Here is a 15,855-nt window from a genome sequence, read left to right as displayed (position 1 = left end):
GATTACCTTTGTAGGTTATAAAGAAGATGCAAATGGACAAGGAATTAAGAATTATCATCAGCGGTGGCGGCACAGGAGGACACATCTTCCCTGCTGTTTCAATTGCCAATGCCATCAAGGCTAAGCACCCAGAAGCAAAGATTCTCTTTGTTGGTGCTGATGGACGTATGGAGATGCAACGTGTTCCTGCGGCTGGTTATGAGATCAAAGGTCTACCTATCAAAGGTTTCAATCGTGCCAATAAGCTAAAGAACATTGAAGTACTTTACAAACTATGGAAGAGTCTTCGCATGGCTCGCCAGATTATAAAAGACTTCAAGCCACAGGTTGCTGTGGGTGTTGGTGGTTATGCCAGCGGTGCAACGCTCTATGAGTGTGCAAAGATGGGAATCCCTTGTCTCATCCAAGAACAAAATTCTTACGCAGGTGTCACAAACAAACTGTTGTCAAAGCGCGTGAAGAAGATTTGCGTTGCTTACGAAGGTATGGAACGTTTCTTCCCTGCTGATAAGATTATTATGACGGGTAACCCTGTTCGACAGAACGTTCTTTCTACTCCACTCTCTGTTGAAGCGGCACGTGAGAGCTTCGGTTTGGAGCCTAACAAAAAGACCATTCTCCTCGTTGGTGGTAGCCTTGGAGCAAGAACAATCAATCGTTCTGTCATCGAACACCTTGATTTAATCAAGCAGTCAGACGTTCAATTCATATGGCAAACGGGTAAGTTCTATCATCAACAGATATTGGATTCCATGAAAGGGAAGGAACTTCCAAACTTAAAGATAATGGACTTTATCAGCGATATGGGAGCCGCATATAAAGCTGCTGACCTCGTTATCAGTCGTGCTGGTGCAAGCTCTATCAGCGAATTCCAACTTATTGGAAAACCTGTTATCTTGGTTCCAAGTCCAAACGTGGCAGAAGACCATCAGACGAAAAACGCAATGGCATTGGTCAACAAAGATGCTGCTCTCTGCGTAAAGGATGTTGATGCACCTAACTCCTTGATAAAGCTCGCCCTCGAAACCATCGGAAATGACGAAAAGCTAACAAGTCTAAGTGAGAATGTAAAGAAGATGGGGTTGAGGAACTCTGCTGAGATTATTGCTGACGAGGTAATCAAACTCATTAAGGGATAAAGCTATCTTACAACAGATAGGGTTTAAAGAGACTGTCGTAGAACATGGTTCTATCCCAAAATAATAGAAAGAAAAAGAATATATAACACATGGAACTCAATGATATTAAATCAGTTTACTTCGTAGGTGCAGGTGGCATCGGTATGAGCGCTATTGCTCGCTATTTCCTTCATAAAGGATTGATAGTAGCAGGTTATGACAAGACTCCATCTGAACTTACTCACACTTTGGAGAAAGAAGGAATGAATATTCACTATGAAGAGAATGTTCAACTTATCCCTGCTGCGTGTAAAGAACCATCTTCAACATTGGTTGTTTACACTCCTGCAATCCCTTCTAACCACGCAGAACTGGTTTATTTCCAAGAGAATGGCTTTGAGATTCAGAAACGTGCACAGGTTCTCGGCACACTCACCCGAACGCATAAGGGTCTTTGCTTTGCTGGAACACACGGAAAGACTACGACTTCTACAATGTGCGCACATCTTATGCATCAGAGCCATTTGGATTGTAACGCCTTCCTTGGAGGTATCTCTAAGAACTATGGCACGAACTATATCCTCTCTGACCACAGCGACTTTGTTGTGATTGAGGCTGATGAGTTCGACCGTTCTTTCCATTGGCTACGCCCTTGGATGAGCGTTATCACCTCTACTGACCCTGATCACTTGGACATCTACGGCACAAAAGAGGCTTACCTTGAGAGTTTCCGTCACTATACAGAACTCATCAAACCAGGTGGTGTACTTATTATCCGTAAAGGATTAGAGATGGAACCAAACGTACAAGAAGGTGTAAGAATCTATGAGTATAGCCGTGATGAAGGCGACTTCCATGCAGAGAATGTACGAATTGAAAACGGAACAATTACCTTCGATTTCATTTCTCCTATCGAGAACATCAAGGATGTGGAGCTTGGTCAACCAATTCCTATCAACATCGAAAATGCTATCTCAGCAATGGCAATGGCACAACTCAATGGCTGTACGGCAGAAGAGCTTCGCAATGGTATGAAGACATACAAGGGTGTTGACCGTCGTTTCGACTTTAAGATAAAGAATGACCGCCATGTATTCCTTTCCGACTATGCACATCATCCAAAGGAGATTCTGCAGAGTGCGAAGAGCTTAAAAGAACTTTATGCTGACAGAAAAGTTACAGCAATCTTCCAGCCACACCTCTATACACGAACACGTGACTTCTATAAGGAGTTCGCTGATGCACTTAGTCATTTCGATGAAGTGGTGTTGACTGAGATTTATCCTGCTCGAGAAGAGCCTATCCCAGGCGTTACAAGTTCGCTCATCTACGATAATCTCAAACCTAACGTTGAGAAGCAGATGATTCAGAAGGACGATGTCTTAGACTTTGTTAAGTCAAGAGACTTTGACGTACTTGTAGTATTGGGTGCTGGTAATCTTGATAATTACGTACCAGAGATTGCAGAGATACTCAATAAGAAGTAAGTAGTAAGAAAGCTAAAACGCTTAAAGCGAAAAAAGAGAAGATATGCACATTAGGTGGAAAAAGATAATTATCACTACGCTGGATATTCTACTGACTATTTATCTCATCTTGGCAGTTACCTCATGGAATAACCCAGATGAGAGTAAATTGTTGTGCACCCAAGTGAACATCAACATATCTGACTCTAATAATGCAGGCTTCCTTACCGCAAACGAAATCAAACAGATATTAGAGAAAGTCCACCTCTACCCCCTCAATAAAAGATATCTGATGTCAATCCTCGCAACATTGAGGAGGCACTTAAAGTGGGACCATTCGTCAATACTGCCCAGTGTTACAAAACAAAAGATGGACAAATCAATATCTATATTACTCAACGTATGCCGATTATCCGCATCAAGAGTAGCAACGGTGCTGACTACTATCTTGATGATAACGGAGGAATACTTCCCAACTCGAAGTATACAAGTGACTTAATCATCGCAACAGGTAATATAGATAATAACTTTGCACGTCTTTACATTGCTCCGCTTGCCAAAGCTATCAGTGCATCACCACTATGGCTGAACCAGATAGAACAGATTAATGTCTTACCTGACAAAGGTATAGAGTTAGTGCCACGCGTTGGTAATCAAATCATCTTCATAGGGTATCTTCCAAGGAACAATGGACCATGGAAGCGGAAACATGACATCAACATCTTTGTAACAAAGAAGTTGTCACGCTTAGAGAAATTCTATCGATATGGTCTTTCTCAAGCTGGATGGAACAATACTCTTACATCGACATAGAATTCGACAACCAAATCATCTGTAAGAAACGTGATGAGAAAACTGAAAAAGCTGAGGAAGAAGCACTGCTTAAGAAAGCTAAGTCGGAACAAGTAGATGACATACAACGTACAGAAGAGGAGGAGAGAGAAAAAGCCCGTAAGGAAGTTAAACGACAAGAAGATGCCACAGCTGAGCTTACGGAATAAGCAACTATCAATTTAGAGAATATAAAATAAGCAACATAATACTTAACGAATATGGCAGAGTTCATAGTAGCCATTGAATTAGGCTCATCAAAGATTACAGGAATCGCTGGCAAAAAGAATCTTGACGGCAGTATCTCCGTGCTTGCCGTTGTAAAGGAAGACGCTACACAGTGCATTCGCAAAGGTGTCGTCTATAACATTGACAAGACCGGACAGTGCCTCACTGGCATCATCAACAAACTAAGGAAACAACTGAAGTATGAAATCTCTCAGGTTTATGTAGGCGTGGGGGGACAGTCTATACGAAGCGTTCGCAACGTTATTGTTAAGGATTTACCTACCGATACCATCATTACCTCAGAGATGATTAATGAGTTAATGGATGCCAACCGCAATATGACTTATCCTGATCAGGAGATTCTTGATGCTGTCACACAGGAGTATAAGGTTGATAACCAATTTTCTCTTGACCCTGTAGGTATTAAAGCTACTCGTCTTGAGGGTAACTTCCTCAATATCTTATGGCGTAAGGCTTTCTATGAGAACCTCAACAACTGCTTTGAGAAGTCGGGTATTGCTATTGCCGAGATGTATCTTGCACCTTTAGCCTTGGCTGATGCCGTATTGAGTGAGGCTGAGAAACGTGGTGGTTGTGTGTTGGTTGACTTCGGTGCTGATACAACAACAGTTTCTGTATATTACAAGAATATCCTCCGCCACTTGGCTGTCATCCCATTAGGTGGCAATAATATTACAAAGGATATTGCCAGCCTTCAGATGGAAGAGAAGGATGCCGAGGCTATGAAACTCAAGTATGGTTCTGCCTTCACTGAGAACAATGATATCGATAATACTATGAAATACTCTATTGATGCAGAACGCACAGTGGAGAGTCGTAAGTTCATCGAAATCGTTGAAGCACGTATTAGCGAGATTGTAGAGAATGTATGGTATCAAGTACCATCAGAATATGCTGACAAACTTCTTGGTGGTATCATCCTCACCGGTGGAGGTATGAACTTAAAGAACATTGAACGCTGTATTCGTAACACCACACATGTCGACAAGATTCGTAAAGCAAACTTCGTCACACACACTATTTCATCCAGCAACGCTGATATCACAGCTAAGCATGGTGATATGAACACTATCCTCGGCCTGCTTGCCAAAGGCGATATGAATTGTGCTGGTGCTGAATATAATCCAACACAAAACAATCTCTTCAACAATGAGAATATTACTGTAGCAACTCCTGTCGAACAACCCTACACCCCAACGTCTAACACAAGACAAGGACAAGGTATTGTACCTACTCCTGAAGAGAAAAAGAAAGCGGAGGCTGAACGACGCAAGCGCGAAGAAGAGGAACGCAAACAGCGTGAAGAAGAGGAAGCAAGAGAACGCGAACTTGAAGAAGAGAAGCGTCGCAATAGCTTCTGGAACAAATTCTCACGTAAAATAAAAGATTTTGGAAAAACAATCATTTCTGAGGATGAAGAATAACCATCCTACAATTGCGCACAGAAAGAAACATAGGAAATAAACATAGACAACATACTGTTATGGCAGACAACAATAAAATAGATATATTAGACTTCGGTGAAGGCGATGTTGCTGATAGCATCATCAAGGTCATTGGTGTCGGTGGTGGTGGTGGTAACGCCGTAAACCATATGTATAAAGAGGGTATCCACGATGTAACCTTCGTACTCTGTAACACGGACGCACAAGCACTTAACGACTCTCCTGTACCTGTTCATCTGCAATTAGGTAAGGAAGGTTTAGGAGCTGGAAACCGTCCCGAACGTGCACGTCAGGCGGCAGAAGACACTATTGAGGATATCAAGCATATGCTCAATGATGGTACGAAAATGGCATTTATCACCGCTGGTATGGGTGGCGGTACGGGTACTGGTGCAGCACCTGTCATTGCACGTGTCAGCAAGGAGTTAGGCATTCTCACCGTGGGTATCGTTACGATTCCTTTCCGCTTTGAGGGAGCAAAGAAGATTGACCAAGCATTAGATGGCGTTGAAGAAATGGCAAAGCATGTCGATGCCCTACTCGTTATCAACAACGAACGTCTGCGTGAAATCTATCCCGAACTGAGCTTGCTCAATGGTTTCCGTAAGGCTGACGACACACTGAGCGTTGCTGCCAAGAGTATTGCAGAGATTATCACCGTTCATGGTATTATGAACCTCGACTTCAACGATGTAAAGACAGTCCTCAAGGATGGTGGCGTGGCTATCATGTCAACTGGTTACGGTGAGGGTGAAGGTCGTGTAAAGCAGGCGATTGAGGACGCACTCAACTCTCCTTTACTTAACGATAACGATGTCTATAAATCAAAGAAGATTCTGCTCTCTATCAACTTCAACAGCGACGATAAGGACAACCCTGGTCTGACAATGGAAGAAATGGGTGATGTTACAGAGTTCATGAACCACTTCAGTGCTGACTTCGAGTTGAAATGGGGACTTGCTATTGACCCAGAACTTGACAAGAAGGTGAAGGTAACTATCCTTGCAACGGGCTTTGGAATCGAGGATGTTGACGGTATGGGTAGCCATATCAAGAAACAGACACAGGAAGATGCTGCACGCCAAGCAGAGGAAGAGGAGAAAGCAGCAGAGCGTCGTGACCGTCGTGACCGTTTCTACAAAGACAATAATAACTCACAATACAAGCATCGTCCACACATCTATCGCTTTACTGCAGATGAACTCGACAACGAGGATGTTATCCTTGCTGTAGAGAACACACCAACCTATAAGCGTACCAAGCAGATGATTAAAGACATCAAGCGTATCAGTAATCCTGAGCAAGATAATGAAGATAACGAAAACAAAGAAGACGCTGTCGAAGGCGTTATTAGCTTCGTATAATAGTTATATCAAAAATAAGAAAAGGCTGAACTCCAAAAGAAGTTCAGCCTTTTTTTTTTGCAAGACAAAAGGGTAAGAAAGGCTCTTCCGTTAAATATGTGGATGCTTTTCGTATTGCTTTAACGGAAGAACCATAGCTACTCATTAAATAAAAACCATGGCAAGACAGTCAACTTTCTGTCCTTTTATCATCCTCTGACATTGAAAATCATTTCTTTTTAGACTTCGAAAATCTATAGATAATGGTTTGAAAAATAATTACATAATTTCAAAGAAAACATCTATAACTAACGCCAAACACACATATAAGAAGCAGGTTTGCAATCAACAGAGAATCAATTAGTTACCAAGTGGCAAAATAAAAGGTGCTTAATTGGACTTCATAAGGGCGTTAGTAAGGGGCTTAAAGGGCACCTTTTGCAAGCCAATTAGGCATCTTTTAGAAGCCAAAAGAGCATGTATTGGTTTTGAAGAGCATGAAAATAGTTTACAAACTCTAACTAATAAGAGAATACGTTGCTTGTAGAAGACAGATAGACATCGCACCTAATACGTTTATCATGGAGTTTATCCCCCTTTATAAAACCATCTAATTGGAGGTAAGCATACCACGTATGTGGATTAATCTCATTCTATTAACAATCTACGCATTTAACGGAAAAATCATAAAAAAGACTGGACTACAAAAGAAGTTCAGTCTTTATAGTTCTTACTACAAACTTTATTTTACCTTACTGAAAGAAAGATGATATTATTGTTGTTCCTTTAAGATATTTTTACTATTTTTGCAACGTGTTCTTTAATGGACACAATACTTTTTGCTCAATAGCCTCACAATCACCACATGAGAACAGAGCAAAACAACTGTTATTGGGACCTTGCATCATACAGGTGCAGGTTTTCCTATATACAGTTGTGGTTTGTGGTGAACCGTGAGGCGTATGGAGAAGACCTGCGCCTTTTTTTATTGGCACAGGAGAGATGGGATTTTACTTAATTTAATTCAAATAAAGATGAAAAAACTGTTTTTATGTGCCGTTATGCTTTTATTGGCTATCGGAGTAAATGCCCAAATAATGAGGGCAGAAGAGTTGGAAAAATATGCCAAGGAAAAGTATGGCGAAAAGTGGTATGATGCTGCAAAAAGCCTTACAAGCCAGTTACAATTAGACAAAAACAAAGCACTAACTTATACGCAAGTTATTGAGGCACCAGAAAAGACAAAGACACAACTATACGTCATCCTAAATTACTGGTACAGTAATACTTTTGGAAGCGGAAAATCTGTTATTCAATTAAATGACAAAGAAGCAGGTGTAATTATTGCTAAGGGAAATGTTGATGCCATTGCTTCACATACAGGAGGAGCAAATTCATATACAGTAAATCTGACACCAATTATAAAGACTGACATCAAAGATGGAAAGGTGAGAATAACTTACACTATACCTTTCTACAAAGTAGACAAAAAGATTGGAGGAGGTTTCCTCGGTGGGATGGGTGGCTCTCGTGCGACTTTAACAGAAGAGAATTGGCCTATTGAACAATGCTTTCCATTTACAGAAAAAGACAGCCACAAGAAGACTTCAGCAAAAGCACTTGTCATGGCTCATGCTTACTCCAATGTAATTATGGACAAGATTGAAGAAGCGGTCAAGCATGGCGTAGCAGGCAACGAAAACGATAATTGGTAGTCAAAAAGAAAAATTACGATTTAATAGCAGTAAAACTTACATTATCAAGAGGGTATGTCAAAATGTAAATACCATTTTGATAATCTTACAATTTGAAACAATCCAATAAAGAAAGACCATTTCTATACTCGGTTTTGAGTAGAGAAATGGCCTTTTCTTTACCTTTAGAAGAATCCTACTTATAGATTGAAAGTTGTCAAGTTATTAATTTGCATTTTGACACATCCTATTATTCGTGAAGTGGTAAGACGGCTAATTTGGAATGCTTACAGAATAGCCCCTTCCCTTTGGGAGAAAGGAAGTCCCTCTATAAACCCCTTTACTCTTATATGCATTCTAATTTAGCCTCCGCACCACTTGTGCTAAGCGTCCGCACATAACGTGCTAAGCCTTCGCACACTCATGGAAGACGGCAAGTCTTCTCCTATTTAGACACGTTTTCTTTCTTACAAAGACTGATTCCAGAAATATAATAGACCGTTGGAAGTGGCTCTTTTAGATACAGTTCTACATCATAACGATTGCAAATATCTGAAAGGTCATAGTCAGTAAGTGAGAAAGGACGTTTAAAAGCTCTCCCCTTAAATCTAAAAAAAATATGATCTACTCTATGAGTTGAAAAACCATTTAATGGTACTTTGTAAATCTTTTCTGGCAGATAATACGATCTTAACATCAGAGCGAGCCCAACTACTGCCCAACAAATACATGCGTTATTGGCTATAGCATCAAAGCCCTTCGATGCTATCAACTTATCATATAGGACTGCCACAACCGTAACAACAATAAAGAGTCCAATATCATAAAATGGCACCACTATAAATTGAAGATAGATAACCTTACATCCTATTATCAATAGCACCCAAAGGAAATTACGCAACTTACCTAACTTCGCCTTACTAAATAGTTCCTTCATTCTATCTTATTTACGATGTTATGTCTATGGATTGTATCGTAGACCGCCACAAATACGCTCCTCACATAGTCCTAAATATTAATCAATCCAAAGCAAACACCTAAGACAAACATGTTCTCTCGAATGCGCACTTCATCAACACCTAACATTCAACACCCAACACTCAAATAAAAAACATGTTCCCTCAGATGCGCACTTCATCAACGCCTAACATTCAACACGCAACACGCAAATAAGCATTTACACATCATCAACACCAAAATTCAACACCTAACACCCAGCATTTAACACCCAACACCCAGCATAGGCACCAAATACTTTGCCAGACAATAACCTCCAGCAATTAGCCAGCACCATAGGATTGCAGCCAAAAGGAAAGGCTTAAAACCTGCTTTCTTAAACTTATCTATACTCGTCTCTGCACCTAAGGCTGACATTGCCATTGTTAGAAGGAAAGTATCAAAGGTATTGATAATGTCTACAAAATCCTTTGGAAGTAAGTTCAAGGAGTTGAAACCGATGACAAGAAGGAAGAGAATAGCAAACCAAGGAATGTTTATTTTACTACTTTTACCTGCTTCTTGCTCTCGTCCAGCAACATCCTTTGCCACAAAGAAAGCGATAACCAATAAGACTGGTACTAACATCATTACACGAATCATCTTAACGATAATCGCAGAATTGCTAACTGCCGCCCCCATTGCATTACCTGCACCGACAACATGAGCCACCTCGTGAATCGTTGAACCCGCATAGATTCCCATAGCGTCTGGTCTCAAGTCAAAGACTCCAGCCCGATAAAGAATAGGATAAAGGAACATTGATAGTGTGCCAAAGATTACCACTGTTGCCACAGCCACGGCAGTCTTATAAGGCTTCGGACGAATAGCTCCGTCGACACCTAACACCGCTGCAGCTCCACAGATACCACTTCCACAAGCCGTCAAAAGTGCTATGCTACGATCCATCTTCAAGAGTCTCCCCACCAAAACACCTAATAGTATCGTTCCGCATACGATAATTGCATCCACAACTATTGCAGGGAAACCCACAGCCACCACGTCTTGAAAGGTCAGACGAAAGCCATAAAGGATAATACCAAAGCGCAACACACGTTTCGCACAAAAGGCAATACCCGGCACCCACGTTTCAGGAAGATTATTGCGAAGGCTATTGGCATAAAGCATACCCAAGATGATACCAACGACCATCGGACTCAACGAAAGTGCTTTCACCCATCCCATATCACCGATATAGAATGCTGCACAAGCAAACAAAGTAATCAGCAGTACACCATGAAGCATACTACTACGCTGTTCTGTTAACTTCATAAAAATATATTATATATTGATAAAGTCGGAAACACAATGCTCCAAGTCTACAAAAGTACTAAAAAAACATGCAACAAAATACTAATCGCAGGTTATTATCACAATAAATTTCCACCACACACCTTAAAGCACCTTAACTAAACAACTCACGCAGCACATGAAAACTCTTCAATTCAGGCATATCAGGTACATGAATGCGATAGTAATGCAATACGATATCAGAGATTCGGTTACGATCGTTGCGAGAAAGACGGAAGAGATGCATATTTTCATAGTCCATACGAATAAGTGTGTTTATCCCCGCAGCATCTGTTGGTAACAAATAATCAGAATGAAGGGGCACACGCTCAGTAAAGGTTGCATTGCGAAGATCAAAGCAAGCACCCTCCTGATAAGCATCAAGATTAGGGAAGAAACCAATGAAACGACTTAGGCGCATCATAAAGACAAGATGAAAGTTGGCATAGCCACGCTCAGCCTCGTCCAACCATTCCATACTTGCGCTTACATAATTATATAGGTGAACATTCTGTTGCTCACCACGCGTAACATAATAAAGGAACTCAGAAAGGAAGAGAAGGATAGCCGATTTCACTGGTTCGAATGGTATAGAGCCATAAGGACGAAGGATACGTACATCCTTTATACGCTGCAAAGAAGTTTGCGGACGATAGTCGAATTCAAGGTCGAGCAAGGTCAGTGGTTGAAAATACTGCTTCTTGATCTTCCCTTTCGCCGTCTTAGGAATGCGCGTTATAAAAGAAATACGACCCTCCAATTCGGTAAACATATCAATTATTAGCGATGAGTCACCAAACTTCAGAGAACGCAATACAATTGCTTTTGACTTTAAAATCATATAAAAACCAATGCAAAAATACAAAAATACAGCCTCTTACAGAAATTTATTAGCAAAAAGTTTGGCTGATTAAAATAAATAGGCTACCTTTGCACCCGCAAAACTAACTATGGTCCCTTCGTCTATCGGTTAGGACGAGAGATTTTCATTCTCTAAAGAGCAGTTCGACTCTGCTAGGGACTACTAATAAAAATAAAAGAAGAAACAAAGATGGCAAATCACAAATCATCATTGAAGAGAATCCGTCAGGACAAGGTTAGAACCTTGCACAACAGATATTATGCTAAGACTATGCGTAACGCTGTTCGCAAGTTGCGTAGCATGACGGATAAGGAAGAGGCTGTTAAGCTCTATCCTGTTGTACAGAAGATGTTGGACAAGTTGGCTAAGACCAACGTTATCCACCAGAACAAGGCAGCTAACTTGAAGTCTGCTCTCTGCAAGCACATAGCGGCTTTGGGATAAAAGAATACTTTCAGTCATAGCTGAAAAGAATAACAGAGCTATAATCCGAGAGGGTTATGGCTTTTTCTGTTTTAACCACTCCCGACTAAAATTAAGATTCCACTATACATAACGACATTTATACGAAAGCTAACAAACGCTACGTACTTTAGGAAAAGCGAACAAACACTCCTACTTCATACGAATCATAGTAAGCTAATTCTGAGAAGAAAAGAATAAGAAACATATCTGCATAAAACAACAATTTGATATGCTTTCTTTTGCGTTTTTTGCAGGTTTTTATTTCCTCATATAAAGGAAAAAGTGTATCTTTGCATACTATAAGAACAATCGAAAGAAAATGGCAGAAAATCCAGAAAACGAGAATAATTACTCCGCCAGTAACATTCAGGTCTTAGAAGGCTTGGAGGCAGTACGTAAGCGTCCTGCTATGTACATTGGTGACATCAGTGAAAAGGGACTTCACCACTTGATTAACGAGACCGTCGACAACTCTATCGACGAAGCAATGGCTGGCTACTGTCAGAACATTGAAGTTACAATCAACGAGGACAACTCCATCACCGTTGAGGATGATGGTCGTGGTATCCCTGTTGACATGCACGAGAAGCTCCACAAGAGTGCCCTTGAGGTTGTTATGACCGTTCTCCACGCTGGTGGTAAGTTCGACAAGGGTTCGTATAAAGTCAGCGGTGGTCTGCACGGTGTGGGTGTAAGTTGTGTAAATGCACTTTCATCACACATGAAGTCACAGGTGTTCCGTAATGGTAAAATCTACCAGCAGGAATATGAGAAGGGTAAACCTCTCTACCCTGTAAAGGTTGTTGGTGAGACAGATAAAACTGGTACACGTCAGCAATTCTGGCCAGACCCAGAGATCTTTACTACAACAGTTTTCCAATGGGCAATCGTAGCACGTCGTATGCGCGAGTTGGCTTATCTGAATGCTGGTATTAAGATTACGCTTTCTGACCTTCGCCCAGACCCTGAAACAGGTAAGACACATACTGAGGTTTTCCACGCTAAGGATGGTTTGAAGGAGTTCGTTCGTTACGTTGACCGCCATCGTCAGCATCTCTTCGATGATGTTATCTACCTCAAGACTGAGAAACAGAATATTCCTATCGAAGTGGCTGTGATGTACAACACTGATTATACAGAGAACATCCACTCATACGTTAACAATATCAACACTATCGAGGGTGGTACTCACTTGCAAGGATTCCGTGCTGCATTGACTCGTACATTGAAGACATACGCTGACAATGACCCACAGATCTCTAAGCAGTTGGAGAAAGCTAAGATTGAGATTGCTGGTGAAGACTTCCGCGAAGGCTTGACAGCTGTCATCTCAATCAAGGTAGCAGAGCCACAGTTTGAGGGTCAGACAAAGACGAAATTGGGTAACAGCGAGGTTTCTGGTGCCGTACAGCAGGCTGTTGGTGAGGCGCTGACAGATTATCTCGAGGAACATCCTAACGAGGCCAAGATGATCTGTAACAAGGTTATTCTTGCTGCTACAGCTCGTGTTGCAGCTCGTAAGGCACGTGAAAGCGTACAGCGTAAGAACGTGATGAGTGGCGGTGGTTTGCCCGGCAAGCTGGCTGACTGTTCTAACAAGGACCCTAAGGACTGCGAAATCTTCCTCGTCGAGGGTGATTCAGCGGGTGGTTCAGCTAAGCAGGGACGTGACCGTTATACACAGGCTATTCTTCCTCTCCGTGGTAAGATTCTGAACGTAGAGAAGGTACAACGCCATCGTGTATTCGAGGCAGAGTCTGTTATGAATATCATTCAGTCTATCGGTGTACGCTTCGGTGTGGAAGATGAAGGCGACTTTGAGGCAAACACGGATAAACTTCGTTATGACAAGATTATCATCATGACCGATGCCGATGTTGATGGTTCTCACATCGACACACTGATTATGACACTCTTCTATCGTTACATGCCGAAGGTTATCGAGCAGGGACATCTATATATCGCTACACCTCCACTCTACAAGTGTACTTACAAGAAGATTAGCGAGTACTGTTACACTGAGCAGCAGCGCCAAGCTTTTATCGACAAGTATGCAAATGGTATCGAAGATGCTAAGGCTATCCATACACAGCGTTACAAAGGTCTTGGTGAGATGAACCCAGAGCAGCTTTGGGAAACGACTATGGATCCTAAGACACGACTCTTGAAACAGGTAACTATCGAGAATGCTGCTGATGCTGATGAGATTTTCTCTATGCTGATGGGCGACGATGTTGAGCCTCGCCGTGAGTTCATCGAGAAGAATGCAACCTACGCTAACATTGATGCATAAGCTAATTGAAGCTAATTAAAACAGTTTATAAAGCTGATAAAATAAAGTTAACTCCCTTTCTCTTTTTGAAAGAAAGGGAGTTTTTGTTTTACTCTAATTATCATCTATTACGGCCTATTATCATATATACCCCCACTAAAATTGTCCTTTTTCACACATAAGCTTTTCGAAAAAAGAAATAAATGAGTATATTTGCAACTTCAAAACAACTGGAAAATGAACAAAAAGATAAGACTCCTTGAAGTTAATGTAGCCCAAGCAAAGGTCGTATATCCTGAAGGAAAATACATAGACAACGACCTTATTCTCTTCGAGGATATCACGAAAGTACCACTTCCAAACAGCCCTTCTCGCATGAAGTCGCTCTTCCTTGCGCTCTGTACCAGCGGCAATGCACAATATACCGTTGACACAAAGATGCACGAGGTAAGTGCAGGGGATGTCATTATCATCAGCGAAGAACAAGTTGTTGCCGATTATATGCTTTCACGTGACTGCAAAGGTATTGCGCTCATCATGTCGTATGATTTCTTTCAGAACATCGTAAGCGGAGTTCACGAGCTTTCTGCTCTCTTCCTTTTTGCTCGTACACATCCAGTCTTCCATCTTGATGACAATCAGGCTAAGGCCTTAGAAAAAGATATAGAACATATCAAAGAGAAGATTATTGATATTGGGCACCGCTTCCGTCGTGAGTTGGTGATGACGATGTTAAAGGCACTAATCATCGATATGAGTAATATCATCTATCGCTTCCAACAAGTAGGAGATGAAGCACAGACACGTGCTGAGGTCATCTTCCGCGACTTCATACAAACTGTGGAGAAGAACTATCGAACGGAACGACGTGTTAGTTGGTATGCACAACAACTGTGTATCACATCAAAATATCTCTCTGAGACAGTGCGTACAGTCAGCAGACGTACACCAAGCGACTGGATTGACTCCTACGTTACACGTGAGTTGCGTGTCATGCTAAGAAATAGTACGATGAGTATCAAACAGATTGCTGACGAACTAAACTTCGCTAATCAGAGCTTTATGGGTAAATACTTTAAGGAACATGTGGGTATGAGTCCCTCGAAGTTTAGGAAAAGCTAACGAGACTATTAGGCTTATTAGCCTTATTAGGCTAATTGGCCTAATAGCCTAATCACCCCAACAACTGGTCAGCTACTTCGCACAACTCATCATACCACTCCTTACCAAATCTACGCGTAAGGGGTTCCTTCAAAAACTTATAAAGGGGAAAATTTAGTTCTTCTCCTTTTTTTCGTGCATCAGCACAGATGCGCCAGCGATGATAATTGATACCACAAGTGCCATTCCCAAAGTCTTTCACACGAATTGGATACAACGAACACGAGATAGGCTTTACAAAACCAGTCTTACCATTGCGATAGGAACGTTCCAATGCACAAAGACAACATCCGTTCTCATAACAAGTGAAGACACAGTCCTTACCGCCAACGATACTCGTCACCAATTCACCTTCTTCATCGGTATAAGCAACGCCCTGCTTGTCGATAACGGCTTGTCCAGAGGCCGACAAATCACCCCAAACAGTATCGAGAACATTCTCTATCTCCATCGTCTCGTCCAATGTCACGGGTGCACCAGCATCTCCCTCAATACAGCATTGACCATGACACTTATCAAGGTCGCAGCAAAACTTTACATTAATTATATCTGGTGAGACAAGCACATCTCCAACCATGAAAATATGATCATAAGTATTACCCATCTTTCTTAACGCTAAATTATTTCATTTTCAACAGTCATTTGCAGTACTATCAACTGCCT

General features: G+C 41.4%; 12 protein-coding genes and 1 pseudogene. 9 read left to right on the top strand and 4 right to left on the bottom strand.

Features of this window, described 5'->3' with window-relative positions; all coding sequences use genetic code 11:
- Nucleotides 1–32: 32 nt before the first annotated feature.
- The 6 genes and pseudogenes from murG (at nt 33) to J5A56_RS08340 (ending at nt 8,167) form a co-directional block, all read left to right on the top strand.
- On the top strand, nt 33–1,139 hold the full coding sequence (murG, locus tag J5A56_RS08365) for an undecaprenyldiphospho-muramoylpentapeptide beta-N-acetylglucosaminyltransferase (protein ID WP_036919147.1): 1,107 nt from the start codon (nt 33–35) through the stop codon (nt 1,137–1,139).
- Between the two features lie 89 nt (nt 1,140–1,228).
- A complete protein-coding gene (murC, locus tag J5A56_RS08360) occupies nt 1,229–2,605 on the top strand; it encodes a UDP-N-acetylmuramate--L-alanine ligase (protein ID WP_021671231.1) in 1,377 nt (458 codons plus the stop codon).
- 43 nt (nt 2,606–2,648) lie between these two features.
- A pseudogene (locus tag J5A56_RS08355) lies at nt 2,649–3,585 on the top strand (cell division protein FtsQ).
- Between the two features lie 51 nt (nt 3,586–3,636).
- On the top strand, nt 3,637–5,088 hold the full coding sequence (gene ftsA / locus J5A56_RS08350; RefSeq protein ID WP_021671229.1) for a cell division protein FtsA: 1,452 nt from the start codon (nt 3,637–3,639) through the stop codon (nt 5,086–5,088).
- A 59-nt stretch (nt 5,089–5,147) separates the two neighbouring features.
- The gene (gene ftsZ, locus J5A56_RS08345) at nt 5,148–6,473 is read left to right on the top strand and encodes a cell division protein FtsZ (protein WP_021671228.1); all 1,326 of its coding nucleotides are present in this window, start codon (nt 5,148–5,150) and stop codon (nt 6,471–6,473) included.
- Between the two features lie 1,013 nt (nt 6,474–7,486).
- Nucleotides 7,487–8,167, top strand: a complete 681-nt coding sequence (locus J5A56_RS08340; protein ID WP_036919186.1) for a DUF4468 domain-containing protein — start codon at nt 7,487–7,489, stop codon at nt 8,165–8,167.
- A 424-nt stretch (nt 8,168–8,591) separates the two neighbouring features.
- On the opposite strand, the gene J5A56_RS08335 is transcribed toward J5A56_RS08340, so the two are convergent.
- From J5A56_RS08335 to recO, 3 genes are all read right to left on the bottom strand, one after another.
- Nucleotides 8,592–9,083, bottom strand: a complete 492-nt coding sequence (locus J5A56_RS08335) for a hypothetical protein (protein WP_021671225.1) — start codon at nt 9,081–9,083, stop codon at nt 8,592–8,594.
- Nucleotides 9,084–9,367: 284 nt separating this feature from the next.
- The gene (locus J5A56_RS08330) at nt 9,368–10,414 is read right to left on the bottom strand and encodes a YeiH family protein (protein WP_021671224.1); all 1,047 of its coding nucleotides are present in this window, start codon (nt 10,412–10,414) and stop codon (nt 9,368–9,370) included.
- Between the two features lie 133 nt (nt 10,415–10,547).
- On the bottom strand, nt 10,548–11,273 hold the full coding sequence (recO, locus tag J5A56_RS08325; protein WP_021671223.1) for a DNA repair protein RecO: 726 nt from the start codon (nt 11,271–11,273) through the stop codon (nt 10,548–10,550).
- A gap of 210 nt (nt 11,274–11,483) precedes the next feature.
- Here recO and rpsT point away from each other — a divergent pair, with 210 nt between their 5' ends.
- The 3 genes from rpsT to J5A56_RS08310 all read left to right on the top strand — a co-directional run bounded on the left by rpsT (nt 11,484) and on the right by J5A56_RS08310 (nt 15,153).
- Nucleotides 11,484–11,738 (top strand): 30S ribosomal protein S20, encoded by a 255-nt coding sequence (rpsT, locus tag J5A56_RS08320; protein ID WP_021671222.1) that lies wholly within the window; start codon nt 11,484–11,486, stop codon nt 11,736–11,738.
- A 340-nt stretch (nt 11,739–12,078) separates the two neighbouring features.
- Nucleotides 12,079–14,052, top strand: a complete 1,974-nt coding sequence (gene gyrB, locus J5A56_RS08315) for a DNA topoisomerase (ATP-hydrolyzing) subunit B (RefSeq protein ID WP_021671221.1) — start codon at nt 12,079–12,081, stop codon at nt 14,050–14,052.
- A 216-nt stretch (nt 14,053–14,268) separates the two neighbouring features.
- A complete protein-coding gene (locus tag J5A56_RS08310) occupies nt 14,269–15,153 on the top strand; it encodes a helix-turn-helix domain-containing protein (RefSeq protein WP_021671220.1) in 885 nt (294 codons plus the stop codon).
- Nucleotides 15,154–15,205: 52 nt separating this feature from the next.
- Here J5A56_RS08310 and J5A56_RS08305 read toward each other — a convergent pair whose 3' ends face one another.
- Nucleotides 15,206–15,796 (bottom strand): DUF3109 family protein, encoded by a 591-nt coding sequence (locus J5A56_RS08305; protein WP_021671219.1) that lies wholly within the window; start codon nt 15,794–15,796, stop codon nt 15,206–15,208.
- Between the last annotated feature and the right edge of the window lie 59 nt (nt 15,797–15,855).

Source organism: Prevotella melaninogenica (genome assembly GCF_018128065.1).
In the GTDB taxonomy this organism is placed as follows: Bacteria; Bacteroidota; Bacteroidia; order Bacteroidales; family Bacteroidaceae; genus Prevotella.
Note: the sequence above shows the minus strand (reverse complement) of the source record. Positions and strands in the feature narration are given on the sequence as shown.

Coding starts and splice junctions, on each gene's coding strand:
- murG (WP_036919147.1), top strand. CDS start 33: ATGGACAAGGAATTAAGAATTATCATCAGCGGTGGCGGCACAGGAGGA.
- murC (WP_021671231.1), top strand. CDS start 1,229: ATGGAACTCAATGATATTAAATCAGTTTACTTCGTAGGTGCAGGTGGC.
- ftsA (WP_021671229.1), top strand. CDS start 3,637: ATGGCAGAGTTCATAGTAGCCATTGAATTAGGCTCATCAAAGATTACA.
- ftsZ (WP_021671228.1), top strand. CDS start 5,148: ATGGCAGACAACAATAAAATAGATATATTAGACTTCGGTGAAGGCGAT.
- J5A56_RS08340 (WP_036919186.1), top strand. CDS start 7,487: ATGAAAAAACTGTTTTTATGTGCCGTTATGCTTTTATTGGCTATCGGA.
- J5A56_RS08335 (WP_021671225.1), bottom strand. CDS start 9,083: ATGAAGGAACTATTTAGTAAGGCGAAGTTAGGTAAGTTGCGTAATTTC.
- J5A56_RS08330 (WP_021671224.1), bottom strand. CDS start 10,414: ATGAAGTTAACAGAACAGCGTAGTAGTATGCTTCATGGTGTACTGCTG.
- recO (WP_021671223.1), bottom strand. CDS start 11,273: ATGATTTTAAAGTCAAAAGCAATTGTATTGCGTTCTCTGAAGTTTGGT.
- rpsT (WP_021671222.1), top strand. CDS start 11,484: ATGGCAAATCACAAATCATCATTGAAGAGAATCCGTCAGGACAAGGTT.
- gyrB (WP_021671221.1), top strand. CDS start 12,079: ATGGCAGAAAATCCAGAAAACGAGAATAATTACTCCGCCAGTAACATT.
- J5A56_RS08310 (WP_021671220.1), top strand. CDS start 14,269: ATGAACAAAAAGATAAGACTCCTTGAAGTTAATGTAGCCCAAGCAAAG.
- J5A56_RS08305 (WP_021671219.1), bottom strand. CDS start 15,796: ATGGGTAATACTTATGATCATATTTTCATGGTTGGAGATGTGCTTGTC.